This is a genomic window from Arthrobacter sp. UYEF3 (genome assembly GCF_040546245.1).
Classification (GTDB): Bacteria; Actinomycetota; Actinomycetes; order Actinomycetales; family Micrococcaceae; genus Arthrobacter.
On sequence record NZ_JBEPNK010000006.1, the window covers coordinates 53,092 to 75,236 of the forward strand.

General features: G+C 66.8%; 24 protein-coding genes and 1 pseudogene. 13 read left to right on the plus strand and 12 right to left on the minus strand.

From position 1 onward, the window contains the following. Nucleotides 1–187 precede the first annotated feature (187 nt). Nucleotides 188–385 (plus strand): DUF427 domain-containing protein, encoded by a 198-nt coding sequence (locus ABIB14_RS18740; protein ID WP_502909622.1) that lies wholly within the window; start codon nucleotides 188–190, stop codon nucleotides 383–385. A 166-nt stretch (nucleotides 386–551) separates the two neighbouring features. On the opposite strand, the gene ABIB14_RS06070 is transcribed toward ABIB14_RS18740, so the two are convergent. After that, the gene (locus tag ABIB14_RS06070) at nucleotides 552–959 is read right to left on the minus strand and encodes a VOC family protein (RefSeq protein ID WP_354234884.1); all 408 of its coding nucleotides are present in this window, start codon (nucleotides 957–959) and stop codon (nucleotides 552–554) included. A 178-nt stretch (nucleotides 960–1,137) separates the two neighbouring features. After that, a complete protein-coding gene (gene paaZ / locus ABIB14_RS06075; RefSeq protein ID WP_354234886.1) occupies nucleotides 1,138–3,249 on the minus strand; it encodes a phenylacetic acid degradation bifunctional protein PaaZ in 2,112 nt (703 codons plus the stop codon). Nucleotides 3,250–3,412: 163 nt separating this feature from the next. Here paaZ and ABIB14_RS06080 point away from each other — a divergent pair, with 163 nt between their 5' ends. After that, complete coding sequence (locus ABIB14_RS06080) at nucleotides 3,413–3,829, plus strand: PaaI family thioesterase (protein ID WP_354234888.1); 417 nt, start codon at nucleotides 3,413–3,415, stop codon at nucleotides 3,827–3,829. Nucleotides 3,830–3,840: 11 nt separating this feature from the next. On the opposite strand, the gene ABIB14_RS06085 is transcribed toward ABIB14_RS06080, so the two are convergent. Then, nucleotides 3,841–6,225 (minus strand): S1 family peptidase, encoded by a 2,385-nt coding sequence (locus tag ABIB14_RS06085; protein ID WP_354234890.1) that lies wholly within the window; start codon nucleotides 6,223–6,225, stop codon nucleotides 3,841–3,843. Between ABIB14_RS06085 and ABIB14_RS06090 the strand changes: the two genes are divergently transcribed. Further along, nucleotides 6,224–6,556 (plus strand): hypothetical protein, encoded by a 333-nt coding sequence (locus ABIB14_RS06090; RefSeq protein WP_354234891.1) that lies wholly within the window; start codon nucleotides 6,224–6,226, stop codon nucleotides 6,554–6,556. The genes ABIB14_RS06085 and ABIB14_RS06090 overlap by 2 nt on opposite strands. A 23-nt stretch (nucleotides 6,557–6,579) precedes the next feature. Here ABIB14_RS06090 and ABIB14_RS06095 read toward each other — a convergent pair whose 3' ends face one another. After that, nucleotides 6,580–7,314 carry a tyrosine-protein phosphatase gene (locus ABIB14_RS06095; RefSeq protein WP_354234892.1) on the minus strand — a complete coding sequence of 245 codons (735 nt, stop codon included), beginning with the start codon at nucleotides 7,312–7,314 and terminating at the stop codon, nucleotides 6,580–6,582. A gap of 216 nt (nucleotides 7,315–7,530) precedes the next feature. Between ABIB14_RS06095 and ABIB14_RS06100 the strand changes: the two genes are divergently transcribed. Further along, nucleotides 7,531–8,367, plus strand: coding sequence for an SGNH/GDSL hydrolase family protein (locus ABIB14_RS06100; protein WP_354234894.1), 837 nt, complete (start codon nucleotides 7,531–7,533; stop codon nucleotides 8,365–8,367). Here ABIB14_RS06100 and ABIB14_RS06105 read toward each other — a convergent pair. Then, entirely contained in the window at nucleotides 8,364–8,987 is a 624-nt protein-coding gene (locus tag ABIB14_RS06105) for a GNAT family N-acetyltransferase (protein WP_354234896.1), read from the minus strand. The genes ABIB14_RS06100 and ABIB14_RS06105 overlap by 4 nt on opposite strands. Nucleotides 8,988–9,084: 97 nt before the next feature. Here ABIB14_RS06105 and ABIB14_RS06110 point away from each other — a divergent pair, with 97 nt between their 5' ends. Next, nucleotides 9,085–9,525: an SRPBCC family protein gene (locus ABIB14_RS06110; RefSeq protein WP_354234898.1), complete on the plus strand. Its 441-nt coding sequence runs from the start codon at nucleotides 9,085–9,087 to the stop codon at nucleotides 9,523–9,525. A 14-nt stretch (nucleotides 9,526–9,539) separates the two neighbouring features. On the opposite strand, the gene ABIB14_RS06115 is transcribed toward ABIB14_RS06110, so the two are convergent. From ABIB14_RS06115 to ABIB14_RS06135, 5 genes are all read right to left on the minus strand, one after another. Continuing rightward, entirely contained in the window at nucleotides 9,540–10,427 is an 888-nt protein-coding gene (locus ABIB14_RS06115) for a 3-hydroxyacyl-CoA dehydrogenase family protein (protein WP_354234900.1), read from the minus strand. A gap of 2 nt (nucleotides 10,428–10,429) precedes the next feature. Then, on the minus strand, nucleotides 10,430–11,242 hold the full coding sequence (locus ABIB14_RS06120; protein WP_354234902.1) for an enoyl-CoA hydratase/isomerase family protein: 813 nt from the start codon (nucleotides 11,240–11,242) through the stop codon (nucleotides 10,430–10,432). Continuing rightward, nucleotides 11,242–12,453 (minus strand): thiolase family protein, encoded by a 1,212-nt coding sequence (locus ABIB14_RS06125; protein WP_354234904.1) that lies wholly within the window; start codon nucleotides 12,451–12,453, stop codon nucleotides 11,242–11,244. The genes ABIB14_RS06120 and ABIB14_RS06125 overlap by 1 nt, the downstream gene beginning before the upstream one ends. Nucleotides 12,454–12,598: 145 nt before the next feature. Next, entirely contained in the window at nucleotides 12,599–13,267 is a 669-nt protein-coding gene (locus ABIB14_RS06130; protein WP_354234906.1) for a pentapeptide repeat-containing protein, read from the minus strand. Further along, complete coding sequence (locus tag ABIB14_RS06135) at nucleotides 13,267–13,782, minus strand: SRPBCC family protein (RefSeq protein ID WP_354234908.1); 516 nt, start codon at nucleotides 13,780–13,782, stop codon at nucleotides 13,267–13,269. The genes ABIB14_RS06130 and ABIB14_RS06135 overlap by 1 nt, the downstream gene beginning before the upstream one ends. A 138-nt stretch (nucleotides 13,783–13,920) precedes the next feature. Here ABIB14_RS06135 and ABIB14_RS06140 point away from each other — a divergent pair, with 138 nt between their 5' ends. Together ABIB14_RS06140 and ABIB14_RS06145 are read left to right on the plus strand one after the other, a co-directional pair. After that, nucleotides 13,921–14,097: a CsbD family protein gene (locus ABIB14_RS06140; protein ID WP_354234910.1), complete on the plus strand. Its 177-nt coding sequence runs from the start codon at nucleotides 13,921–13,923 to the stop codon at nucleotides 14,095–14,097. A 132-nt stretch (nucleotides 14,098–14,229) separates the two neighbouring features. Continuing rightward, nucleotides 14,230–14,973: a dienelactone hydrolase family protein gene (locus tag ABIB14_RS06145; protein WP_354234912.1), complete on the plus strand. Its 744-nt coding sequence runs from the start codon at nucleotides 14,230–14,232 to the stop codon at nucleotides 14,971–14,973. A gap of 111 nt (nucleotides 14,974–15,084) precedes the next feature. Here ABIB14_RS06145 and ABIB14_RS06150 read toward each other — a convergent pair. Then, nucleotides 15,085–16,544 (minus strand): annotated as a pseudogene (locus ABIB14_RS06150) (amino acid permease). Between the two features lie 209 nt (nucleotides 16,545–16,753). Between ABIB14_RS06150 and ABIB14_RS06155 the strand changes: the two are divergent. The 5 genes from ABIB14_RS06155 (at nucleotide 16,754) to ABIB14_RS06175 (ending at nucleotide 21,112) form a co-directional block, all read left to right on the plus strand. Next, nucleotides 16,754–17,503 carry a CPBP family intramembrane glutamic endopeptidase gene (locus ABIB14_RS06155; RefSeq protein ID WP_354234914.1) on the plus strand — a complete coding sequence of 250 codons (750 nt, stop codon included), beginning with the start codon at nucleotides 16,754–16,756 and terminating at the stop codon, nucleotides 17,501–17,503. An 82-nt stretch (nucleotides 17,504–17,585) separates the two neighbouring features. Then, on the plus strand, nucleotides 17,586–18,026 hold the full coding sequence (locus ABIB14_RS06160) for a VOC family protein (protein ID WP_354234916.1): 441 nt from the start codon (nucleotides 17,586–17,588) through the stop codon (nucleotides 18,024–18,026). Between the two features lie 21 nt (nucleotides 18,027–18,047). Next, nucleotides 18,048–19,016, plus strand: coding sequence for a 1,4-dihydroxy-2-naphthoyl-CoA synthase (locus ABIB14_RS06165; protein ID WP_354234918.1), 969 nt, complete (start codon nucleotides 18,048–18,050; stop codon nucleotides 19,014–19,016). A gap of 7 nt (nucleotides 19,017–19,023) precedes the next feature. After that, entirely contained in the window at nucleotides 19,024–20,172 is a 1,149-nt protein-coding gene (locus ABIB14_RS06170; RefSeq protein WP_354234920.1) for an AMP-binding protein, read from the plus strand. 58 nt (nucleotides 20,173–20,230) lie between these two features. After that, the gene (locus tag ABIB14_RS06175) at nucleotides 20,231–21,112 is read left to right on the plus strand and encodes a 1,4-dihydroxy-2-naphthoate polyprenyltransferase (RefSeq protein ID WP_354234922.1); all 882 of its coding nucleotides are present in this window, start codon (nucleotides 20,231–20,233) and stop codon (nucleotides 21,110–21,112) included. 53 nt (nucleotides 21,113–21,165) lie between these two features. On the opposite strand, the gene ABIB14_RS06180 is transcribed toward ABIB14_RS06175, so the two are convergent. Further along, the gene (locus ABIB14_RS06180) at nucleotides 21,166–21,483 is read right to left on the minus strand and encodes a DUF4229 domain-containing protein (RefSeq protein WP_354234924.1); all 318 of its coding nucleotides are present in this window, start codon (nucleotides 21,481–21,483) and stop codon (nucleotides 21,166–21,168) included. Between the two features lie 141 nt (nucleotides 21,484–21,624). On the opposite strand from ABIB14_RS06180, the gene ABIB14_RS06185 reads away from it, so the two are divergent. After that, nucleotides 21,625–22,053 (plus strand): PLD nuclease N-terminal domain-containing protein, encoded by a 429-nt coding sequence (locus ABIB14_RS06185; protein WP_354234926.1) that lies wholly within the window; start codon nucleotides 21,625–21,627, stop codon nucleotides 22,051–22,053. Nucleotides 22,054–22,145: the final 92 nt, after the last annotated feature.

A 22,145-nucleotide genomic window follows, 5' to 3' on the forward strand; every position in this document is an offset into this window, starting at 1 on the left:
GCTGGATTGGGCATGTCCGTCCGGACGCCCCACTGCCCAACGGACATGCCCTCCGCTGGAACCAACCGCTGAGCATGATGGTGCTACGTCCACTCGTCAGAGCCAGCAATGGGCATGTCCCGAAGATCCGAGGGGGGAGCGCCGCCCCAAGCGGAAACGTGTGCGCGTACATGGGCGCCGCTAGCTACTGGCATACCCCGGCGCGGCGAGCGGCCAAAATCTCGCGTGGAGCTACGCCCGACGGTTCCGGGATGCTGCCCAAATCCACGGCCTGGTCAGCTTCTTCAACGAACGGGCGGACCTGACTGCTAAAGGCTTGCTCCAGGCTTGTCCCATCCCACCGTGGTCCCGTCCGAGCGATTTGAGGGATCCGGGGGCACTTTGACGCTCGCCGCGTGCTGTTCGACGCCTGCTTCCGGCATGTCCGTGCCAATGTCGCCCCGCACGGCCGACGTCGGCGTCGCAGCGCTGAGGCCGAGGCCGAGGCCAGTCAAAAAAACAGCACCCCGGCTGTCCGGGGTGCTGTTCCGGCATGATGCCCGGACTGCCGCTTAGAGCTGGTAGTCGGCTGCCGTGGTGATGTTCTCGTGCACGCAGAGAATATTATGCTCGGTGTCCATGAACCAGGCACACTTTTCGGAATCCGTTGCACAAATGTGGTTCTCGGTCTTGAGATCCGGGAGATCGTAGTCCTGGAACGTCACGCCCTTGGCTTCCATCTCCTTGACAGTGCGTTCAATCTCGCTGACTTCGAAACTCAGGGTGGTGTGCTCTGAATGCATTCCATCCTTGACTGGCATCAGCTGCAGCATGGGGCCACCGTCTGAGCCGAACATTTCGCTTCCGTCCTCTGCCACGCCACGGTGCGGGAGACCCAGCGTGTCCGCGTAGAAATGCCGGGCACGCGCCGCATCATCGACTGGAAGGACTGTAGTGGCTTTGTTAAGGACAAGTGTCATTTCGCCACCTCCTACAAGGAGAATTTTACGCCGGAAGCGGGCGGAAAGAGCCAGCCGAATACGCCCTCAAAACACGTGACGGTCCTCGGCTATTGCAGCAACATCACGGACGCTCCCTCACGGTGTGAAGGAGCGTCCGGAAGAATCCCGCCACACCTCAGGGAAGGTCGGGGAGGGGTTACTTTTCCACCAGGGTCAGGACGTCGTAGGTGGCCACGATGGCGTCGTCCTGGTTGGTCAGGACGGCGTCCCAAGCCACCTCGCCGTACTCATCGGTCTCGCGCGGGGTGATCTTCTTGGCGGTCAGGGTGACCCGGATTGAGTCGCCGGCCGCCACGGGCGTGATGAAGCGCAGGTTCTCCAGGCCGTAGTTCGCCAGGACCGGGCCCGGCGCGGGCTCCACGAAAAGCCCGGCGCCCCATGCGAGGAGCAGGTAGCCGTGGGCCACGATTCCCGGAAAGAACGGGTTCGCCGCGGCGGCTTCCTGGTTGGTGTGGGCGTAGAAGGTGTCGCCGGTGGAGTTGGCGAACTTGGTGATCTCCTCCAGCGAGACCTCACGCAGCCCCGAGCGGATGGCGTCGCCGATGTGCAGGGCGCTCAGATGCTTCCGGAACGGGTGCTGGCCCTCGGTCTCGAGGGTGAAGTTGCGGTCCGCGCCGGTGTGCCAGACGCCGGTGACCGCGGTGAGCATGTTGGGCGAACCCTGGATGGCGGTGCGCTGCATGTGGTGCATGACCGAGCGGATGCCACCGAGCTCCTCGCCGCCGCCGGCGCGGCCGGGGCCGCCGTGGACCAGGTGCGGGACCGGGGAGCCGTGGCCGGTGGAGCTGCGGGCGTCCTCGCGGTTGAGCATGAGGACGCGGCCGTGGTGGGCTGCGATGCCGGTGACGAGCTCACGCGCCACCGCGGGGTCGTTGGTGCAGACCGAGGCAACCAGCGAGCCGCCGCCGCGGGCGGCGAGACGGACGGCGTCGGCCAGGTCCGTGTAGCCGATCACCGAGGAGACCGGGCCGAAGGCTTCGAGTGAGTGGACTTCCTCGGCCTCCGGGTCGGCCCAGCTCAGCAGCAACGGGGACATGAACGCGCCGCCGTCGACGACGCCGATGCTCCCGTTCGCGCTGGTGACCTTCGGCGAGTCGAGGGTGCCGTAGGCGAGCTCGCCGCCGGCGTCGAGCATGGACTGGACCGCAGCGCGCACGTCGGCAAGCTGCTCCAGCGACGCGAGGGCGCCCATATTGACGCCCTCGGCGCGGGGGTCGCCGACGACAATGCGCTCGGTGATCCGCTCACCCACGGCTGCGACGACGTCGGAGACCAGGTCCTGCGGCACGATCGCGCGGCGGATCGAGGTGCACTTCTGGCCGGCTTTCGAGGTCATCTCGGTGACCAGGGACTTGATGAAGGCATCAAATTCCGGGGTGCCCTTGACGGCGTCTGGGCCCAGGATCGCGGCATTGAGGGAGTCGGTCTCGGAGGTGAAGCGCACGCCGCCCCGGACCACGTTGGGGTGGGACTTGAGCGTGTTGGCGGTGGACGCGGAACCGGTAAAGGCGACGAGGTCGCGGTAGTCGAGGTGGTCCAGCAGCGTCCGGGCAGAGCCGGAGACGAGCTGCAGCGACCCTTCGGGCAGGATGCCGGATTCGTCGATCGCCTTCACTACTGCCGCAGCGACGTAGCCGGTGGGGGTGGCGGGCTTGACGATGGTCGGGACGCCGGCGATGAAGGCAGGGGCGAGCTTCTCCAGCATTCCCCAGACCGGGAAGTTGAACGCATTGATCTGCACGGCGACACCGGGGATCCGGGTGTAGATATGCTCGCCTGCGAAGGAGCCGTCTTTGGACAGCACCTCCATGGGGCCGTCCACCACCACCTGGGAATTGGGCAGCTCGCGCCGGCCCTTGGAGCCGAAAGTGAACAGCACGCCGATGCCGCCGTCGATGTCGACCATCGAGTCGATCCTGGTGGCCCCGGTCTGCGCGGAGATAGCGTAAAACTCGTCGCGGCGGCCGTTGAGGTACTGCGCCAGCTCCTTCAGCTTGAGGGCGCGCTGGTGGAAGGTCAGCTTGCCCAGTTCCGCCTGGCCGGTGGTGCGGCCGTAATCGACGACGGCGGCGAGGTCCAGTCCCTCGGTGCTCACCCGGGCCAGGAGTTCACCGGTGCTGGCATCCAGGACTGAGGCCGCACTGGAGGCGGAGGCGGCGTCCGGCGTCCACCAGGAATTCCGGATGAAACTGGGGACGATCTCGACGGTGTCGACTGAGGGTTCCGGAGCTGTTGCAGTGGTGGTCATCGTTGACGGGTCCTTCCAACGCGGGGCAAGATCAACACGGCCAGCGCATTACTGACCGTCCGTTCGGTAATATATCTACAGTACATGACTGCGCTCTGGGGCACACTAGTAGCAGCAGGACCGACCGGTCCGTGATGGGCCAGACCCCCAACGAGGAGACGCTATGACGCCCGAGCCCCGCGGTACCGAACTGTGGAAGATCACCCTCGGCGAGCTGGACGAGAAGATGGGAGTGAAGATCGTTGAGGAATCGGTAGAACGCGTCGTGGCGACGATGCCGGTGGAAGGCAACCGGCAGTCATTCGGCCTCCTGCACGGCGGTGCCTCCCTGGCCGTGGGAGAGGCAGTCGGTTCCTGGGCTTCGGTGCTCCATGCCAGCACGCTGGGCAAGACCGCGGTGGGGGTGGACGTCTCGGCCACGCACCACAAGTCCGCCCGCGAAGGGCTGGTGACCGTCACCGCTACCCCGATCCACCTCGGCGGAACGGTAACCACCCACGAGGTGCTGATCACGAATGAGGCCGGCGAGCGACTGTGCACGCTGCGGATCACTAACCTGCTGCTGGACCGGAAGGGCTAAAACAGCAGCCCTTAACGCACCTTCCGGCGGCGTCCGACCGCGATGACGGCCGCACCGAGCAGCAAAGCCCCGGCGCCGAGTCCCGCTGCGGGGAGGAGACCGCCGGCGCCGGTGTAGGCCAGCCCGGCAGGGCTGCCAGGCTGGTTCAGGGCCACCGCGGGCGCCGGCGGGACGGTCGGCTCGATCGCCGGAGGGGCGGCCGCGGCGGCAGCGGCGGCGCTGATGGAAAATCTTGCCATGACCGGTGCTGACGCGATGCCATCCACCGACTGCGAGACAGCCAAGGTATGCGTCCCGACGGTCAGTCCGGCCGGGAAGGGGACACTCCAGCGGCCGCCCGCCACCAGCACGTGCGGAACCAAGGACGGGACCACGGCTCTCGCCCCGACTCCGGATCCGCCGCCCGCTCGTGCGACGCCAACCGGCAGCTCATCGATCAGCACGGTGACTTCGGCGCCGTCCACGCCGGACCCAGAAATTGTTGCCGGGAGTGCGTCCTGGCTCAGCTGCAGCCCGTCGGTGATGCTGGTTTCGACCGGCACCGGGGGTACCACCTTGAATTCCACCGCGCCTGGCGGACCGTCCACATGGCCGGGCGCCGTCTGAACAGCTGAAACGGAGATCTTGCCGTACACCGGCGGGTTGCCGATAGAAACATTCCAGCGACCATCGGGCGCCACAGTGGCCGAACCGGTCGCGTCGCCCGAAAGCCTCACGACGTTGCCCGGCGTCCCGGTCCCCTCAATGCGATCCAGGGCGGCAAGGGTGGCTCCCGCGGCAGGGGTGCTGATTGTCGGTGCGACCAGCTCAGAGACGTTCAGACTGAAGGCTGTCGTGCCCGACCGGCTGTAGCCATTCACGGTCTCGGCCGTGAACTGGTACGACCCTTCGGCCGCCGGTGCATTGAATGACCAGTTTCCTGCCTCGTCCACCGGAATGTCGACTGCGCTCTGGTTAGGGATAACCAGGCGCACCTTGGAGTTGGCCGCGACAGCCGAGGCCGGGGCGGCGGCCACCCGCCCATGAATGAGGCTGCTCGGGGCGACGGTGCTTGCAGTCAACGTTCCGACCAGCTCCGGCTTATTCAGGAAGAGCTGCAGCTGAACGCCGCCGGGGATGTGCGTGAGGGCATCCGCCAGAGTCGTGGCGATGGCGCTGACCTGCTTGCCGGCGTCGCGTTCGGCCCCCGTGTGGGTGCCGACGGCATAGTTGCCGCTGATCCACGGGCCGCCCGAGTCGCCGCCGCTGGACTTCACGTCCCGGGAGAGGAATCCGCGGAACGCCCGGGAATCGGTATCGCTGGGGGAAATACCGCCTGCGACGTAGATTCCCAGCTCACTCACCTTCCCGCAGGACCACCCCGTGGTCCGCCCGGAGCGGCAGACGTCCTGGCCGGCAAACGGGGCGAGGGCGCCGATGATTTTTACGGAGGTCGGGGCAGGGTTCCCGACGTTGTCCCACTTCGCCACGGCAGGCTGGACGTTTACTCCTCCGTCGAGTGACTCGATCACGGCAATATCGGTGCCGACGTTGCCGGGGTCGCCCGGATTACTGGTTGTCCAGTTCGGGTTGAGGACAGGTGCATTATTGACTCCGCCGAATTGACTGAAACCGAAGCGGCCGAGCTTGGGCAGCGTGCCGGGCAGGGGCAACGAACCACCAGCGGTCGAGGAACTCGGGGGCTCCAGCCCAACTACGGCGCCAGCGCCGTCCGCGGCGCAGTGCCCTGCTGACAACATCACCGGCAGTCCGAGCGAACTGAAGGCACCAAAGCCGATGGAGCATATGGTCCGCCAGGATGCCGCATCAATGACGTATCCGGACCCGCCGTAAACGTCCGCTTCGGTCCTGACCGGTGCGGCCTTCTCCACCAGCTGGACGTTGGCGTAACGGGCCACGAATGCGGCGGGAGAGATCTTGCCCGGCGCCGCAGGTACCGCCGCCGGGGTTGCGGCCGTCGCCTTCAACGTCGAGGGTAGTTCCGGCTCCAGAACGGCCGGGGCTAGGGCTTCGGGCATGTAGATTCCGCCCGTTCGGATGACAAAGTGACCGTCCGTGTAAGCAACGGCCTGCAGCCCGGCGGCCCCTACGTCCCGGAGATAGTCCTGGAACAGCTGTTCGGTGCTGGAGGCCACCAGCTCGGCCGCAGCGGGAGCCGCCGGAGAGGGGGGCGCACTCGCGGTAAAAGCTGCGGGGGCTCGGAGCTCAAAAACAGGCGAGCCGGCCGCGTTCAGTTGGTCGATCCGCGTTTGGAGTTCAGCACCACGGCCTTCGACAACGATTTTGCCGTCCTTCAGGCTGATCCCGACATAGCCGGGGAGCCCCCTCAGGGACGGCGCGGCGTCGGCGGCTCGCCTTCCCAGCTCCCCCGCGGCGTTAAATTCGTCCAGCGCCATGCCAAGATCCCGCCGAATCGCCTCGGCGAGCCCGGCCTCGCTGATGGCCGGGGCGGCGGGCGAGGACTCCCGCGACGGCATCGGGGACGCGGGCTGGGACGCGGTCGGCGAGCCGGTCGCCGTCGGTGCGGCCGAGGACGCGGTCGGCGAGTCGGTCGCCGTCGGTGCGGCCGCCGGCGTTGTGAGGCTGCCGCTGCCCGGCGCGGCCGGGGACGCCGTGGCCGTAGCCGCGGGCTGGGCTGCGCCGGTTTCCGCGAAGGCGGGCACGGCGAGGGACGATCCGGCAAGCACGACGGCGGCGGCCGCCACCGCCCTCATCACCATCGCGTAGTTGGGAGTCTTCACCCGGTTACTTTAGCGCCCCAGTTTGCCCACAATGGCCGCCAACTCCGGGACCGTTACCCCATTGTGGCGCAAAAATGCGGCTATCTTGAGGTCGCGCACAAAGCGCAGCAAACTTTCCTGGCGTCTTTCGATCAGCGGCGCGAGGAGTTCCTCGGGCAGGTACCGCTCATGTGGATGCGGGATGCCGGACACCCGGTGGTGTTCGTTGATGCCCCGCATTGCGCGTTCATAGGCAAGGGCGATCGCGTCTTCTCCGTCTCCGGCGAGATCCTGCAACATGGCCGCGATCATGCCGCTGCGGTCACGCCCGGCCGAGCAGTGGATCACGACGCCTCCGGGTGCCGCCGCCAACGCCCTGAACACCTGCGCGAGCTTCCCGGGGAAGATCCTGGCATTGTCCGCGTAGGACGCAGGGTCGTTCAGGTAGGGAACGCAGAGCGCGCGGAATTCACTGTTGGCGGGGTCTTCCGTGGGCGCGTGCACGACGTCGAACGCCGCCAGGGTCGCCTCGCCCACCACGGGATCGGTCTCGCGGCGGCGGACCTCCACCGGGTTGCGGAGATCGATCACCGTCCGGATACCGTCGGCGTACGCCTGCTGCCAGCCGGTCTCGGTGAGCCACTCCCGGCGCCCCATCCGGTGCACACCGCCACCAATGTGCCAGGCGTTGACCGCCCCGTCCCAGTACATCGGCTTGGGCGCCGTCGTCCCCTCCGCCGGGCCCGGCGCGGCAGGAAATGTCATCCTTACAGCTAAGCACACGGTCATACGCCGAGCCACAGGCTGGATTTGCGCAAGATGTCCACACCGGGACTAATGGCAGGGTTCGGCAGTCCGGCACCGGCGTAGGGTTGCGGTGAATCCGGTAGCTGCCGGGTTCTTTTTCGGCCCGCCGGCTGCCGGGACTGTCACCTCGGCGCGGCACGGGGGCTGAACCTGCGTGCTACCGAGGAGAACACCATGGGAACTTTGAAACTTCGACGCCGGCGGACGGCGCTGGCGGCCGGTCTCGCCACTCTGGCGATGGCGGTCGGTTTGGCGGCGGTCCCGGCACAGGCCCTGGACAAGACCAAATACATTGCGCTGGGCGACTCCTACGCGGCCGGGCAGGGAGCCGGCCCATATCTGGATGCTTGTTACCGAAGTGAGAACGCCTACTCCGAACTCGCCGCGGACGCCAAGGCCATCAAGCTGGTCAGGAACGCGGCCTGCAGCGGCACAACGACCCAGGACGTCGTGAACACCCAGTTGCGCCAGTTGAACAAGAGCACGGAACTGGTGACCATTACGGCGGGCGGCAACAACCTCAAGTTTGCGGATATCGTCACGACGTGCGGCGCTGCCGTGCTCGATCCCACGGTCGCTCCGCTGTGCGCCAAGGCCAGCTCTGACGCGGCGGCCCAGATCGCCAGCGGACAACTCGCCGGCGATGTGGCCTCGATGGTCCAGAGGGTTCAGGCTGCCGCGCCCAACGCCAAGATTGTGGTGACCGGTTACCCTTACCTCTACGACCCGGTAATCCCCAATCCAGCTGATCCGATGTCCGTCTTCATCTACCAGGCCGCTCGTCTGGCTGATGGTCTGAACGGGTCCATCACCGTTGCCGCCGGCGCCACGGGAGCGGCGTACGTCGACGTCAGGGCTGCTTTCCGTGGCCACGGCATCAACTCGGTAACTCCGTGGATCAATCTGGACCTTGCCAACCTGGGCAGTCCCGATAACTTCCACCCGAACGCCGCGGGCTATAAGGCGTACCTCACAGCGCTGAACGGCGCCCACGTCTATTCCGCCCGTTAGCGCCGTTTGGTCAGCCGGGCCTCAAGGCCATTGCGGACCATCGGCCACTCATGCTCCAGGATCGAAAACACCACGGTGTCGCGCAGCGCGCCGTCGTCCGTTCTTGTGTGGCTGCGCAGCACGCCGTCCTGTTTGGCGCCCAGCCGCGCGATCGCCTCGCGGGACTGGTGGTTGAGCCAGTGGGTGCGGAATTCGACCGCGGGGCAGCCGAGTGTTTCGAAGGCGTGCCGCAGCAACAGCAACTTGGAGTCCGGGTTGCTGCCGCCGCCGTGCGCAGAGGCGGCGTTCCAAGTGGAACCGATCTCCACCCGCGGCGTGGCGGCGTCGATGTTCATGTACGTGGTCATGCCGATGGCCTGTCCGGGGGTTCCGGTGACCGGATCGAGCAGCCGGGTGGTGAACGGCAGCATCGAGCCTTGATCCTGAAGTTCCAGGCGCCGGTCGATCTCCGCGGCCATCGCCTCCGGGGCGGGGACGGAGGTGTACCAAAGTCGCCAGAGTTCGCCGTCCCGGACCGCGTCCACCAGCCCGTCGTGGTGGTCCCGGCTCAACGGCTCCAGGACCACGAACCTGCCGGTGAGGGTGATCGGTTCAATGCGGGGCGGCGCCGGGGTAGTCACCCGCCCATCCTAGACGCGGGAAGCGGCGGCCCAAAGGATCACCGGCGATCCGCGCACGCCCCCGCCCGTGGCCCGAAGTTGTAGGTAGGCTGGGGCCATGATCACAGTCACCGGCACGGTCCGCACCACACTGGAGGCCGGCGAGGCCTTCGCGTATCTCGCAGCTTTCGAGCACACCCCGGAGTGGGACCCCGGAACCCCGGTGGTGAAAAAGCTCTCCGACGGCCCGGTGGCGGTGGGACACCGCTATCACGCCGAAGCGGAGTTCCGCGGCAAACGGCAGACGCTGATCTACGAGGTCGTGGAGCTGGCAGGAACCGTCATCAAACTGCGCGGTGAAAACAAGACCGTCATCTCCGTGGACACCATCGATGTCCGGACGTCCGGTTCCGGTGCGGAGGTGCGGTACACGGCCGAATTCCAGCTCAAGGGATGGCTCAAGCTCGCCGAACCATTCGTGAAGCCGGCATTCCAGTCACTTGCCCGTCCCGCCATGGACGGGATGAAAAAGGCGCTCGACTCGCGGGCCCCGAGGTAACCACGCCGGCGGGCTCAGTCGGCCCAGTCGAAGAAGCCCTTGCCGGACTTCCGCCCGAGTTCGCCGCGGGCCACCTTGTCCCGGAGGATCTGCGGCGGCGCGAAACGTTCACCCAGTGTGGAGGCCAGGTATTCGGCGATGCCGAGCCGTACGTCCAGACCCACGATGTCGGTGGTGCGCAGCGGCCCGGTGGGGTGCTTGTAGCCCAGGACCATGGCGTTGTCGATGTCCTCGGCCGACGCGACGCCTTCTTCCACCATCCGCATCGCCTCAAGGGCGATGGCCACACCTAGGCGGGAGGACGCGAAGCCGGGGGCGTCGTTGACCACGACGGCGGTCTTCCCGAGTGCCTCCACCCACCCCCGGGCGGCGTGCGCGAGGGTCTCCCCGGTCCGCTCGCCGAGGACCACTTCGATCAGGGTGGACGCGGGGACCGGGTTGAAGAAGTGCAGGCCCAGGAAATTCTGCGGCCGCTTCAGCTCCCGCGCCAGACCGTTGACCGAAAGCGATGACGTGTTGGAGGCGAGGTAGGCGTCCGCGGCGAGCCGTTCCTCGATCCCCCGCAGCGAGGACACCTTCAGGTCCCAGTCCTCGGGTACGGCCTCGATAACGAGCTCGCGGTCCTTGAAATCGTCGTAGTCCACTGTCACTGCGAGCCGGGAGACCATCTCGTCCAGGTTGCCGTCGATTGCGCCGCGTTCGATGCTCTTGGCCGCCGCCGATTCCACCCGTTCGCGGGCCGCTTCGGCGGATTCCTCGTCACGTTCGACGACGAGGACGTTGGCGCCGTTGATCAGGAAGGCGTGGGCGATGCCGGCGCCCATCCGGCCGCCGCCGAGCACGCCCACGAAGTGGGGAAGGCCGCCGTCGGGCAGTTTTGCGGGGAGTACGGAGTTGCTCATGTCTACTTCTTCCGGTCCGGAGTGGGGTCTGACGCTGCGGATTTCTTGGCCGATTTTTTGTCCAGAAAGTCCTGCATGCGGTCGAATTTCGCTTGCGATTCGAAGAGGATTCCCTGCGCCAACTGGTCGATCAGCGGGTGCGCCTCCGCCGGGGCATGGAACACGGACTTGGTGATCCGCACCGCCAGCGGGTCCTGCCGGCCGATCCGGTCCGCCAGATCATGGGCGGCGTCCATCAGCTGCGCGGGTTCGTGGATCTCGGTGATGAGCCCGACGGAGAGCGCCCGGTCGGCGCGCAGCACCGCTCCGGCCAGCAGGATCTCCTTGGCCACGGGCTCCCCCACCAGCTCCTTGAGGCGCCAGCTGGCCCCGGCGGCGGCCAGGATACCAAGGCCCGTCTCGGGGTTTCCGATCCGGATCCCGGGGGTGCCGATCCGGAAGTCGGCCGCGTAGGCCAGCTCGGCGCCGCCGCCGAGGCAGAAGCCGTCGAGGGCAGCAATGACCGGCATCGGCAGCTTGCCGATCCGCACGAAGATCGTCGAGTTAATCCCCTGCAGGGCGTCGTCGCGGCGGCGTTCCCGCAGCTGCGCAATGTCCGCGCCGGAGGCGAATACTCCTTCGGTGCCCGCAAGGATGAGCACCTTGGGCGTCTGTTCCAGATACGCGCAGACCCGGTGCAGCTCATCGACCATCTGTTGGTCAATCGCGTTGCGGACCTCAGGGCGGTTGAGCAGCACCACCAGCCGGTCTTCGTGTTCCTCGACCAGAAGCGTGCCGAAGCCCGCGGTATCCAACCCGCCGGGCCGCTCCGCCATTAGACGCGCTCCAGCAGCATGGCGGTGCCCTGGCCGACGCCGATGCACATGGTGGCGAGGCCGATCTTGGCATCCTCACGTTCCATCCGGCCCAGCAGGGTGATGGCGAGCCGGGAGCCCGACGATCCGAGCGGGTGCCCGAGGGAGATCGCTCCGCCGTCGCGGTTTACGATCTCCGGGTCCAGCCCGAGCCGGCGCATGCTGGCCAGCGACTGGGTGGCAAACGCTTCGTTGAGTTCGACGGCGCCGAGGTCACCCACTCCCAGCCCGGCCCGGGCGAGCACCTTTTGCGTGGCCGGGACGGGCCCGATGCCCATGATTTCGGGTTCGCAACCGGCGGAGGCGCCGTCGATGATGCGGGCACGCGGAGTGAGGCCCAGCTTTCGGATCGCGGCTTCGGAGGCGACGATAATCGCGGAGGCGCCGTCGTTCAGGGTGGAGGAGTTCCCGGCAGTGACCACGGAACCGCCGGCGACGACGGGGCGCAGCCCGGCGAGCACCTCCATGGTGGTGCCTGCGCGCGGCCCCTCGTCGGTGTCCACCACCGTCTCCGCCTTCCGGGTCTTGACCGTCACCGGCACGATCTCGTCAGCGAAGCGTCCGCCGGCTATCGCGGCGAGCGAGAGTTCGTGGGAACGGACGGCGAAGGCGTCGGCGTCCTCGCGGGAAATGCCGTCCACGCGGGCTACTTCCTCGGCGGTTTCCGGCATGGAATAAGTCATCTTGCTGCCGCGGGACAGATCGCCCTTCTGGAACAAGGGGTTGACGAAGCGCCAGCCGATCGAGGTGTCGAAGATCTGGCCCGGCTTGGCGAACGCGGCCTGCGGCTTTTCCTGGACCCAGGGGGCCCGGCTCATGGACTCGACACCGCCGGCCACCACAATGTCCGCGGCGCCGGACTTGATCATCTGGCTGGCCATGATGATGGCGCTCAGGCCGGACGCGCAAAGCCTGTTGACGGTGATTCCGGGGATATGCAGGGGAAGGCCGGCCAGGATGGTGGCCATCCGGGCGACGTTACGGTTTTCCTCGCCGGCGCCGTTGGCGTTGCCCAGAATGACCTCGTCGATGAAGTCCGGGTCCACGCCGGCGCGGGCCACGGCTTCGCGGACCACCAGCGCCGCCAGGTCATCGGGACGTACCGCGGAAAGCGCGCCGCCATAACGACCCACGGGAGTGCGGGCACCGCCAACAAGAAAAGCCTCGACCATGAGAACATCCTTCACCAAGGGAGCAGGGCCGGCAGGATAAATTACCGACCGTTCGTTCTATAACGATTACACGGCGGGTCATGGCGGTCAACCGGGCGGCCCCGGATGACGCGGTGACGGCCCGGACTGAGTCCCAGGTGACGGCTCAGGCGACGATGAGGCCGAGGTGGTGGGCCAGGAGCGGCGCGAGCAGGGTGAGTTGGTACTCATCGACTACCAGTCCTGCGAGGCTGCCGAGGCCGCTGACCGACCGGAACTCCGTGCCCCGAAGGTCGACATCCTTGAGCCGGGCACCGCTGAGGTCCAGGCTGCCGATGGTGCAATTTTTCAGCGCCACACGGGTAGCCGAACACGAACCTAGGTCCAGTTCATTGATGATGCAATCACTGATTTGCACGTCCACGAGTGTGGAGCCACGGAGATTGACGTAGTCCAGCTTGCCGCCGTCGAGCCGCACGGACTGCCAGCCACTCTCGTACAGTTCCGCCGAGCCCCAGCGGGGATTACGGATCTCGACGTCGCGCAGGCTTGAACGAGCCGCCATGAAAACTGGGGCAAAAGGCTCGGCCAAGATGCAGTCGCGAAAGGTCGCGCCGCGCAACTGGGTTTCGTTGAGGGAGACTCCGCTGAACTCGCACTCGGCGAAATCGGTACCGCTGAGCTCCAGCCCGTCAGCCGCCGCCCGGCTGTACGCGAACCCGTCGTAGCGCTCCCCGCGCCGGAATTCCGGCGCCGCATCCTGCACGAGGTCCGCCAGCCGGACCGGAGTCAGGCGCGGTGGAGCGACCTTGGGCTTGCTGGAAGCGGCCGCCATCACTGCGCCTCCGCCCTGGCAGCTATCTCCGCCAGATCCCGGGCGAGGCCCTTGCGGGTGATGCGCATCCCGAGCGGACCGAACACAGTCATCAGCGCCTTGCCCAGCCGGCCGGAGCCCACCCGGGCGGAGCCCACCCGGCCGGAGCCCACCCGGGCGGCGGCGAAGGTCAGCGTGAGGTCCGTCCCGCCGTCGCGCTCGGCAATGCTGAACCGGGAGGTGTAATCGGTGCCGTTCTGGCGGGCCTGGACCGTGGTGCTGCCGGCCGGGCCGCCAGAACGATCCCCGGCGGGAGGCTCGCACCGGGAGACCCACATTTCCAGGGTTTCGGACCGGCCCAGCAGGGTCCGCGTCTCCTTCCACCGGGTTCCCTTGGCGTAGGGGCCCTCCGTAAGCAGCTGGACGGATTCCACCGCGGTCAGCGTCGCCGCCGAGCCCGGAACGTCCGTCACGACAGCCCACACCTTGTCCGCGCTGGCCCTGATGTGCTGGGTGATGGTGGTTTTGAGCTCCATGCATCCGAGCCTAGCCCGGCCCGGCGGAATCCCCAGTTCCGGGGCGGAATACTGGCAGGTCATCTGGAATTAGTAAGCATGCTTTGTGTTATGGTGAAGGCGCGTCCATGTCAACCGGAAACGAAAGGTTTACACACCATGGGTATCGGAGACAAGATTCAGAACGAAGCGGAGCACCTCGGCGGCAAGGCCAAGGAAGCTACCGGAAATGCCACGAACAATGACCGCCTCAAGGCCGAGGGCCAGAAAGACCAGGTCGTCGCTGACGCGAAGAAGGTCGGCGAGAACGTTAAGGACGCCGTCAAGCGGGACTAGTCCCCACCTAGAAGGCGTCAACAGCGACGGCGTCGAGCATTCCTTTGGGGGATGCCCGGCGCCGTTTCTTGTGCCCGGATGCAAGACTGAATACGTCACCAGCACTGCGACGGTACTGACAAGGGAGCACGCATGGGCAACGGCCCGGATTTGCACAATGTCGATCTCAGCCGGGCCAGCATCGCGGCAGGTGGCTCGCCGGTGTTGCGCGGCTACCTGGCGGCGCCGGAAGGGGACGGGCCGTTCCCTTCGGTCCTGATGATCCACGAGGTCTTCGGCCTCGACGACATCACGGTCCGGCATGCGGAACGGATGGCGGCCGCCGGCTATCTAACCCTGGCCGTGGACCTGTTCAGCGACGGCGGCGCCCGCCGCTGCCTGGTTTCGACCATGCGATCGCTCGTCGCCGGGGAGGGGCGGGCGTTTACCGACTTGTCGACGACCCGGCAGTGGCTGTTGGACTCCGGCCGCAGCACGGGAAAAATCGGCGTCATCGGTTTCTGCATGGGCGGCGGCTTCGCCCTGCTGCTGGCCAATGACGGCTTCGACGCCGCGGCCGTGAACTACGGAAGGCTCCCCAAGGAGCCCGAGGCGGCGCTGGCAGGTGCCTGCCCCATCGTAGGCAACTTCGGGGCGAAGGACCGCATGCTTCCAGGTGAGGCGGCGAAACTCGCGGCCGTGCTTCACCGGGTGGGCGTGGAACACGATATCAAGGAGTTCGAGACGGCCGGGCACTCCTTCCTCAGTGACGCACCGGCCGGTCCGCTGCCGCTGCGGCCGCTCTTCCGGGTGCTCGGCATCGGCCCGGATCCGCGGTCCGCGCCCGAGGCCTGGCGCCGGATCGAGGACCACTTCGCCCGGCATCTCAAAGTGTGAGTCCCAAACCCCGTCGATTGCTCCCCAGAGGCCCTTTTGAGGCCCCAATAGGGCACTTGCGGAGCAATCGATGCCGGAGACGACGACGGTGTTAGACGACGGCGGTCGGTGCTAGCTGAACAGCTCGTTCTTGGGTTCGTTGTTCTTGACCTTCTGCCAGCCGAGCCAGAGCACCACTGCGAAGAACGGGATGGTCGCCAGGGTCCAGAGTCCCAGCTGGAAGACCTCGCCGGACTTGCTGGTCATGGTGTCGAAACCGATCAGCCCCGTGACTGCCAGCAGCGCCACTATTCCGGCCCAACTGGTCCATGGGGAACCCGGCATGGGCAGTGGCGAGGCCTTGCCCTTGATCCTCCGCAGCGCGATCTGGCTGGCGAAGATCGACCCCCAGGTGAAGATGACGCCGATCGAGGCGGTGTTCAGTGCGAGGTCGAAGGCGTGCGAGCCGCCGAGCCAGATGTTGAGCAGGATGCCGATCAGATAGACGCAGCCGATCGCCAGGATCGCGGCGTAGGGCACGTGGTTCTTGGACATCCGGGTCAGCCACTGCGGGGCATGCCCGTTGTTGGCCATGGTGCGGAAGATCCGGCCGATCGAATACAGCCCGGTGTTGCAGGACGACAGCGCCGCGGTGATGACGATCAAGTTCATGACGTCGCCCATCCACGCCAGGCCCATCTGACCGAAAACGGTGACGAACGGTGAGGTGCCGGCTTTGTACTGGTCGGAAGGCAGCAGCATGGCAAGGAGGGTCACCGAGCCGATGTAGAACACGACGATGCGGATCACGACGGCGCGGATGGCCTTCGGGACTTCCTTGGCCGGGTCCTCCATCTCGCCGGCGGTGATGCCGACAAGTTCGATGGCGTTGTAGGCGAAGATCACCGCGTTGAGCACCAGGATCATGACCAGGGCGCCCTTAGGGAACATCCCGCCGTCGGCCGCGAAGAGGTTCGACACAGAGGCATGGCCGTCGCCGACCCTGGCGTTGGTGACCACCATGAAGGTGCCGACGGCCAGGAAGATCAGGATGGCCGCGACTTTCAGGACCGAGGCCCAGAATTCAAACTCTCCGAACGCCTTGACGCTCAACAGATTCACCCCTACGAGGAGCAGCAGCGCTGCGATGGCGCTCAGTTCCACGGGCACGTTGGGGAAGAAGAACTGGAAGTACAGGCCGATCGCGATCAGCTCCGCAATGCCCGTCATGGCCCAGTTGATGAAGTACATCCAGCCGGACAGGTAGGCGCCCTTCTTGCCGAACATCTCGCCGGCGTAGCTGACAAAGGAGCCGGAAGTCTGGCGGTACATGATGAGTTCGCCCAGGGCACGCATCAGCAGGTAGGCGAGGACGCCGGCGATGGCGTAGGAAAAAATCAAGGCGGGGCCGGTGGAGGCCAGTCGGCCGCCGGCGCCCATGAAGAGGCCGACGCCGATGGCGCCGCCCATGGCGATCATGGTGACCTGGCGGCCGGTCAGGGACTTCTTGTAGCCCTCGGCGCTAGTGTTGGGTCGGCGACGGCGGTCTGCGCCGGCGCGTTCTGAGGTTCGATGGAAGTACTTTTCGGCACAACAGTTCCTTGTAGCTAGGGTCTTGCCGGGACGGGAACGCGGGCCCCGGCCGCATGGAAGCGGAAACAAGCCCGGGGTGGGGGGTCAGCGGTGGCACCGGAGCCCTCAAGGGCTCGGAGCGTCGCTCGGCTCATCTATTCTACTAGCTGTGGGGGCCGTACCGTGACGCGGGCAACATCCCGGACCGGGTCGACGTTAGGCTGATGTTATGGACACCGCCCTCCGTCAACTCCCTCTGCCGCGTCCGGAACTGTACGCTTTTTCCCGGCTGGACCTGATCACGGCGGGGTTCTATGCGGCCGTGGCCGCGTTCTTCACCACCGCTTCCGGGCTGCTGGGCCCGCTGCTGTTGCAGCTCTCGCCGAACCCGGCGGTGGCGTCGTACGCCGTCAATCTGTTCTTTTACGGCAGCATCGGCCTGCTCGCCCTGGCCGCGGCACGCCGCGTGGCGGGCCGGGATCTGCGCGTGCTGGCCACCCGCCCGTGGTTCACGTTGCTGATGGTGCCGGTGGCGGTGGTGGCCGCGATGGTCCTGACCGCGGTGCTGGCAGCCCTCGCCGGGGTGCCACAGACCTCCGCCAACCAGGCCGGACTGCAGGCCCTCATGCAGCAGGTCCCGGCGTGGCTGATGGTGCCGCTGCTGGTGGTGGTAGGCCCCTTCGTGGAGGAGTACATTTTCCGGCACCTGCTGATCGGCAAGCTGAGCCGGAAGCTGAACATCTGGCTCTGCTGCGCCCTCTCCGTCGTACTGTTCGCGGCCCTGCACATCGTGGGCCAGGAGGCGCTGACCCTGCCGGTCCTGATGCCGTACCTTGCCATGGGCGCCACCCTGGTGTTCGTCTACGTCTGGACCGGCAAGAACGTCATGTTCTCCTACTTCGTCCACGCCGCGAAGAACCTGCTGGCCGTCATCTTCATCTACGCCATCCCGCCGGAAATCCTCGAGCAATTGCGTTAAGTCCAAGGACAGCCCAAGCAACGCTGGCCGGGACCTTCCCCGGCACCTAGCGCCGCGGGCGCCGCCGTCGTAGGTTTCTCTCATGGCATTGAACATCCAGATTGCTGTCGACTGCGTCGATCCGCACGGCCTCGCGGACTGGTGGGCTGAAACCCTCGACTGGGCGGTGGAGCCGCAGGACGCGGACTTTATCCGGTCCATGATCAAGCAGGGTTACGCGACGGACGCGGAAACGAAGCTGCACCAGGGGAAGCTGGTCTGGCGGGCCGGCGCCGCTATTCGTCCGCCGGAGGACCTCGACGCCAAGCCGCCCACCCGCCGGATCCTGTTCCAGACGGCGCCGGAGCAAAAAAGAGTCAAGAACAGGGTTCATTGGGACGTGAATCTGTCCGGTGCGGACAAGGACGCGGTCCGCGCCGGCTTGGAAGCCCGCGGCGCCACGTTCCTGTGGACCGCCAACGAGGGACCGCATTCCTGGCACACCATGGCGGACCCGGAGGGCAACGAGTTCTGCATCAGCTGAGCCGATTACTAGACTCGGAGTGTGAGCAACGAAATCCCCGCCAAAGTATCCGACGTCTTTGACCCATCCCGCTGGCGCACCGTGTCCGGCTTCGACGACTTCCAGGACATGACGTATCACCGGCAGGTGGAGCGGTCCGCGGATGGCTCGGTGGTGCGGGACCTGTCCACCGTCCGGATCGCCTTCAACCGTCCGGAGGTCCGTAACGCCTTCCGCCCCGGCACCGTGGACGAGCTCTACCGGGCCATGGACCACGCCCGGATGACTCCGGACGTTGCCACGGTCCTGCTTACCGGCAACGGTCCCTCGGCCAAGGACGGCGGCCACTCATTCTGCTCCGGCGGAGACCAGCGGATCCGCGGCAGGGACGGGTACCGGTATGCAGTACAGAACACAGCCGAGGGCGACACCATAGAGACCATCGACCCGGCCCGCGCCGGCCGGCTGCACATCCTCGAGGTCCAGCGGCTGATGCGCACCATGCCCAAGGTGGTCATCGCCGTCGTCAACGGCTGGGCGGCCGGCGGCGGTCACTCACTGCACGTCGTCTCCGACCTCACCATCGCCTCCCGGCAGCACGGCAAGTTCAAGCAGACCGATGCGACGGTGGGCAGCTTCGACGCCGGCTACGGCTCGGCGCTGCTGGCACGCCAGATCGGCCAGAAGTCCGCCCGCGAAATCTTCTTCCTGGCCCGCGAATATTCCGCTGAGGACATGGTCCGGCTGGGCGCCGTGAACGAGGCCGTGGACCACGAGCGGCTCGAAGAGGTGGCGCTGGAATACGCCGCGGACATCGCCCGGCAGTCGCCGCAGGCCATCCGGATGCTCAAGTTCGCCTTCAACCTCGCAGATGACGGCCTGGCCGGCCAGCAGGTCTTCGCCGGGGAGGCGACGCGGCTGGCCTACATGACGGACGAGGCGGTGGAGGGCAAAGAGGCCTTCCTGGAGAAGCGCGATCCTGACTGGTCCAAGTTCCCGCACTACTTCTAAGGCCGCCATGACTTCCGGATCCGTGACCATCGAACCCGCCCTCGCAGCCCTCGCTGCCGCCCTCCGCGGTGAGGGGCCCGCCGTCGAGCTGTCCGCGGGCGCGGACGGCTCCCCCGTCGTCACCTTGGTGGAAACCCCGGGATTCGAGGACGCCGCCGTCGTCGTGCGGACGTCAGGCTCTACCGGAACACCCAAGGCCACGGTCCTGACGGCCGAGGCCCTGGCGGCCTCCTCGATGGCGACGGCACTGGCGCTCAGGGGTGAAGGCCAGTGGCTGCTGGCGCTCCCGGTGCAGTTTGTGGCCGGCGTCCAGGTGCTGGTCCGTTCGCTGTTCGCCGGCACCCGGCCGTGGGCGATGGACCTCTCCGGCGGGTTCACCCCGGAGGCCTTCACGGCGGCGGCCGCGGAGCTCACGGATAAAATCCGGCTCACCTCGCTGGTTCCCACGCAGCTGCAACGGCTGCTGGAGGAACCCGCCGCGGAGACGCTGGCCGTGCTCCGGCGCTTCAACGCGATCCTGCTGGGCGGCGCGCCCGCCTCGGCTCAGCTGCTCGCGGCGGCCCGTGATGCCGGCGTCCGGGTGGTGACCACCTACGGTTCCGCCGAAACCTGCGGCGGCTGTGTGTACGACGGCGTGCCGCTGGACGGCGTCGAGATAAAACTGGGCGGGGACGGGCGCATCCTGCTGGGCGGGTCCACCATAGCCGCCGGTTATCTGGACGCGCCCGGGTTGACGGCGCCGGCCTTCGTCGAGGAGGACGGCGTCCGCTGGTACAGCACCAATGATCTCGGCGAGGTGGGCCAGGACGGGCGGCTCACCGTGCTGGGCCGCGCCGACGACGTCATCATCACCGGCGGCGTCAAGGTCTCCGCAGCGCACGTCCGGACGGAGCTGGAGAAGCTCGACGGCGTCCGGGCCGCGTTTGTCGCCGGCGTGCCGTCAGCGGAGTGGGGGCAGGCCCTCGCCGCCTACGTGGCGCTGGAAGACAGCTCGCCGGCAGGCATCCAGGACTTCACCTCAAGGCGGCACGATGGCCTGGGACGGCTGGCGCCAAAAACCGTCCTGGCGGCCGCCGAGCTCATCATGCTGCCCAACGGCAAACCGGACCGGCTGAGCATGACCGGTCTGCTGGACGCCCGGCATCAGGGAAAATAGAAAAGCATCACTCAAGTCTGACCGACCAGATCTTCACCGAATCAACGAGGTACTGAACGTGGCCACAGCCGCACAATGGATCCAAGGCGCCCGGATGCGCACCCTGCCGGCTGCGATCGCGCCGGTCCTGATCGGGTCCGCAGCCGCCTATGCGATGGATGCGTTCCGTCCCGTCAACGCGCTGCTGGCCGCCATGGTGGCACTTCTGCTCCAACTCGGGGTCAACTACGCCAACGACTATTCCGACGGCATCCGCGGCACGGACGAGGACCGGGTGGGCCCGCTCCGGCTGGTCGGCTCCGGCGTCGCGAAGCCGGAGCACGTCAAGCGTGCGGCGTTCGCGGCGTTCGGCCTGGCGATGCTGTTCGGGCTGGCCCTGGTCATCATCACCCAGGCGTGGTGGCTGATCCTCGTGGGTTTGGGCTGCGTTTTCGCCGCGTGGGGCTACACCGGGGGCAAGAACCCGTACGGGTACCTCGGGCTGGGCGACTTGTTCGTGTTTGTGTTCTTTGGGCTGGTGGCGACGCTGGGCACCACGTACACGCAGGCCGGACGACTCAGCGGGGAGGCCGTCGTCGGCGCCATCGGCACGGGACTGATCGCCTGCGCCCTCCTGATGGCTAACAATGTCCGGGACATCCCCACCGACCGGGTCGCGGGAAAGAAGACCCTCGCCGTACGGCTCGGCGACAAGCACGCCCGGGAAAGCTACGTGCTCATGCTCGCGGTCGCGATCCTGCTGGTGATCGTGCTGGCACCGGCCCGACCGTGGATGCTCATCGTGCTGCTGCTTATTCCGGCCATCCTGATGCCGTCCTGGCTGATGATTTCGGGACGACGCCGCAAAAGCCTGATCCCGGTGCTGAAGCAGACCGGGCTGATCAACCTTGGCTACGCCGTGCTGTTCTCGCTCGGGCTGGTGTTAAGCCGCGGGTTCTAGGGCGGGCTTGAGGGTTCCCCGCGGCGGGCGAGGTCCGGCGGGTTCCGCCCGGCCTAGGAGCCTTTCTGGTCCTTCGGGCGGCTGTCGGTGTGCACGGTAACGTCCGGGTGCTCGTCGACGAGGCGGTCCTCCGCGTCGGCGTCGTCGACCTCCCCCGCGCTGCGCAAAGGCTTGGCCTGGCCGGAGAAGCGGGTGTGGATCGAGGCGGTGGCCGCGTCGCGCTGCCGCTGGAAAAACAGGAAGCTAATCGCGAAGGCCATCATTCCGGCGCAGAGCGCGGCGAGCAGCCAGCCCAGCTGCAGATAGATAAACAGCGCGAACAACGGCAGGAACAACGCCAGACGGATCAGGGAGTATTTCAGGAAAGCCACGCTCCCAGTTTAGCCGTCCCGGGCCGGCCGCGGCTGCCCTGGTGGGCGGGGCCCCTGTCGCCCGGCCCCGTCGGCCGGTCGCTGCAGGCCGACCCTCGCGGGCCAAGCGCCGGAAACCCCCGCGGAGGCTAAACTGAAGCTATGCTCCGTGTTGTGGTACCAATCATCGTGCTAGTCGTCTTTGTCTACGGATTGATCGACCTGATCCGGACTGACGCACGCCAGACTAAGGGCATTTCCAAGCCAGCCTGGTTTGTGGTGCAGATTCTCCTCCCCGTGATCGGGGCCATCCTGTGGTTCCTCATCGGCCGCCCCCGCGACGGCGGCGCGGAAGCCACTCCTGCCACGTACCGGCACCCGACCGCCCCGGATGATGACCCCGACTTCCTCCACAACCTGGAGCAGCGCCGTCGCAACCAGGCCGAGGCGGCCCGGCTCAAGAAGCTTCAGGACGAGCTGGATGCCAAGGAACGCGGACTCCGCAACGGCACTGACGACTCCCGTAGCCCGGACTCCGGCGGAACCCACGGCAGCGGCGACTCCGCACAGGGCACCGACGAGGTCAAATAACCCTCTCCCGTTCCTCGCCAGCACCTCTTTCTCCCTCGGCACGTTCCCTTCCTCCCAGCGGCACCTTCCCGCCCCGTTCCCCACAAATGGCC

What these genes read in the sequence shown, in the direction of transcription:
- ABIB14_RS06170 (WP_354234920.1), top strand. Translation starts at nt 19,024, where the DNA reads ATGACTTCCGGATCCGTGACCATCGAACCCGCCCTCGCAGCCCTCGCT.
- ABIB14_RS06085 (WP_354234890.1), bottom strand. Translation starts at nt 6,225, where the DNA reads ATGGCGCTGGACGAATTTAACGCCGCGGGGGAGCTGGGAAGGCGAGCC.
- ABIB14_RS06155 (WP_354234914.1), top strand. Translation starts at nt 16,754, where the DNA reads ATGGACACCGCCCTCCGTCAACTCCCTCTGCCGCGTCCGGAACTGTAC.
- ABIB14_RS06115 (WP_354234900.1), bottom strand. Translation starts at nt 10,427, where the DNA reads ATGAGCAACTCCGTACTCCCCGCAAAACTGCCCGACGGCGGCCTTCCC.
- ABIB14_RS06090 (WP_354234891.1), top strand. Translation starts at nt 6,224, where the DNA reads ATGCCAAGATCCCGCCGAATCGCCTCGGCGAGCCCGGCCTCGCTGATG.
- ABIB14_RS06185 (WP_354234926.1), top strand. Translation starts at nt 21,625, where the DNA reads ATGCTCCGTGTTGTGGTACCAATCATCGTGCTAGTCGTCTTTGTCTAC.
- ABIB14_RS06070 (WP_354234884.1), bottom strand. Translation starts at nt 959, where the DNA reads ATGACACTTGTCCTTAACAAAGCCACTACAGTCCTTCCAGTCGATGAT.
- ABIB14_RS06125 (WP_354234904.1), bottom strand. Translation starts at nt 12,453, where the DNA reads ATGGTCGAGGCTTTTCTTGTTGGCGGTGCCCGCACTCCCGTGGGTCGT.
- ABIB14_RS06110 (WP_354234898.1), top strand. Translation starts at nt 9,085, where the DNA reads ATGATCACAGTCACCGGCACGGTCCGCACCACACTGGAGGCCGGCGAG.
- ABIB14_RS06135 (WP_354234908.1), bottom strand. Translation starts at nt 13,782, where the DNA reads ATGGAGCTCAAAACCACCATCACCCAGCACATCAGGGCCAGCGCGGAC.
- ABIB14_RS06080 (WP_354234888.1), top strand. Translation starts at nt 3,413, where the DNA reads ATGACGCCCGAGCCCCGCGGTACCGAACTGTGGAAGATCACCCTCGGC.
- paaZ (WP_354234886.1), bottom strand. Translation starts at nt 3,249, where the DNA reads ATGACCACCACTGCAACAGCTCCGGAACCCTCAGTCGACACCGTCGAG.
- ABIB14_RS06160 (WP_354234916.1), top strand. Translation starts at nt 17,586, where the DNA reads ATGGCATTGAACATCCAGATTGCTGTCGACTGCGTCGATCCGCACGGC.
- ABIB14_RS06100 (WP_354234894.1), top strand. Translation starts at nt 7,531, where the DNA reads ATGGGAACTTTGAAACTTCGACGCCGGCGGACGGCGCTGGCGGCCGGT.
- ABIB14_RS06130 (WP_354234906.1), bottom strand. Translation starts at nt 13,267, where the DNA reads ATGGCGGCCGCTTCCAGCAAGCCCAAGGTCGCTCCACCGCGCCTGACT.
- ABIB14_RS06120 (WP_354234902.1), bottom strand. Translation starts at nt 11,242, where the DNA reads ATGGCGGAGCGGCCCGGCGGGTTGGATACCGCGGGCTTCGGCACGCTT.
- ABIB14_RS06095 (WP_354234892.1), bottom strand. Translation starts at nt 7,314, where the DNA reads ATGACATTTCCTGCCGCGCCGGGCCCGGCGGAGGGGACGACGGCGCCC.
- ABIB14_RS06145 (WP_354234912.1), top strand. Translation starts at nt 14,230, where the DNA reads ATGGGCAACGGCCCGGATTTGCACAATGTCGATCTCAGCCGGGCCAGC.
- ABIB14_RS06140 (WP_354234910.1), top strand. Translation starts at nt 13,921, where the DNA reads ATGGGTATCGGAGACAAGATTCAGAACGAAGCGGAGCACCTCGGCGGC.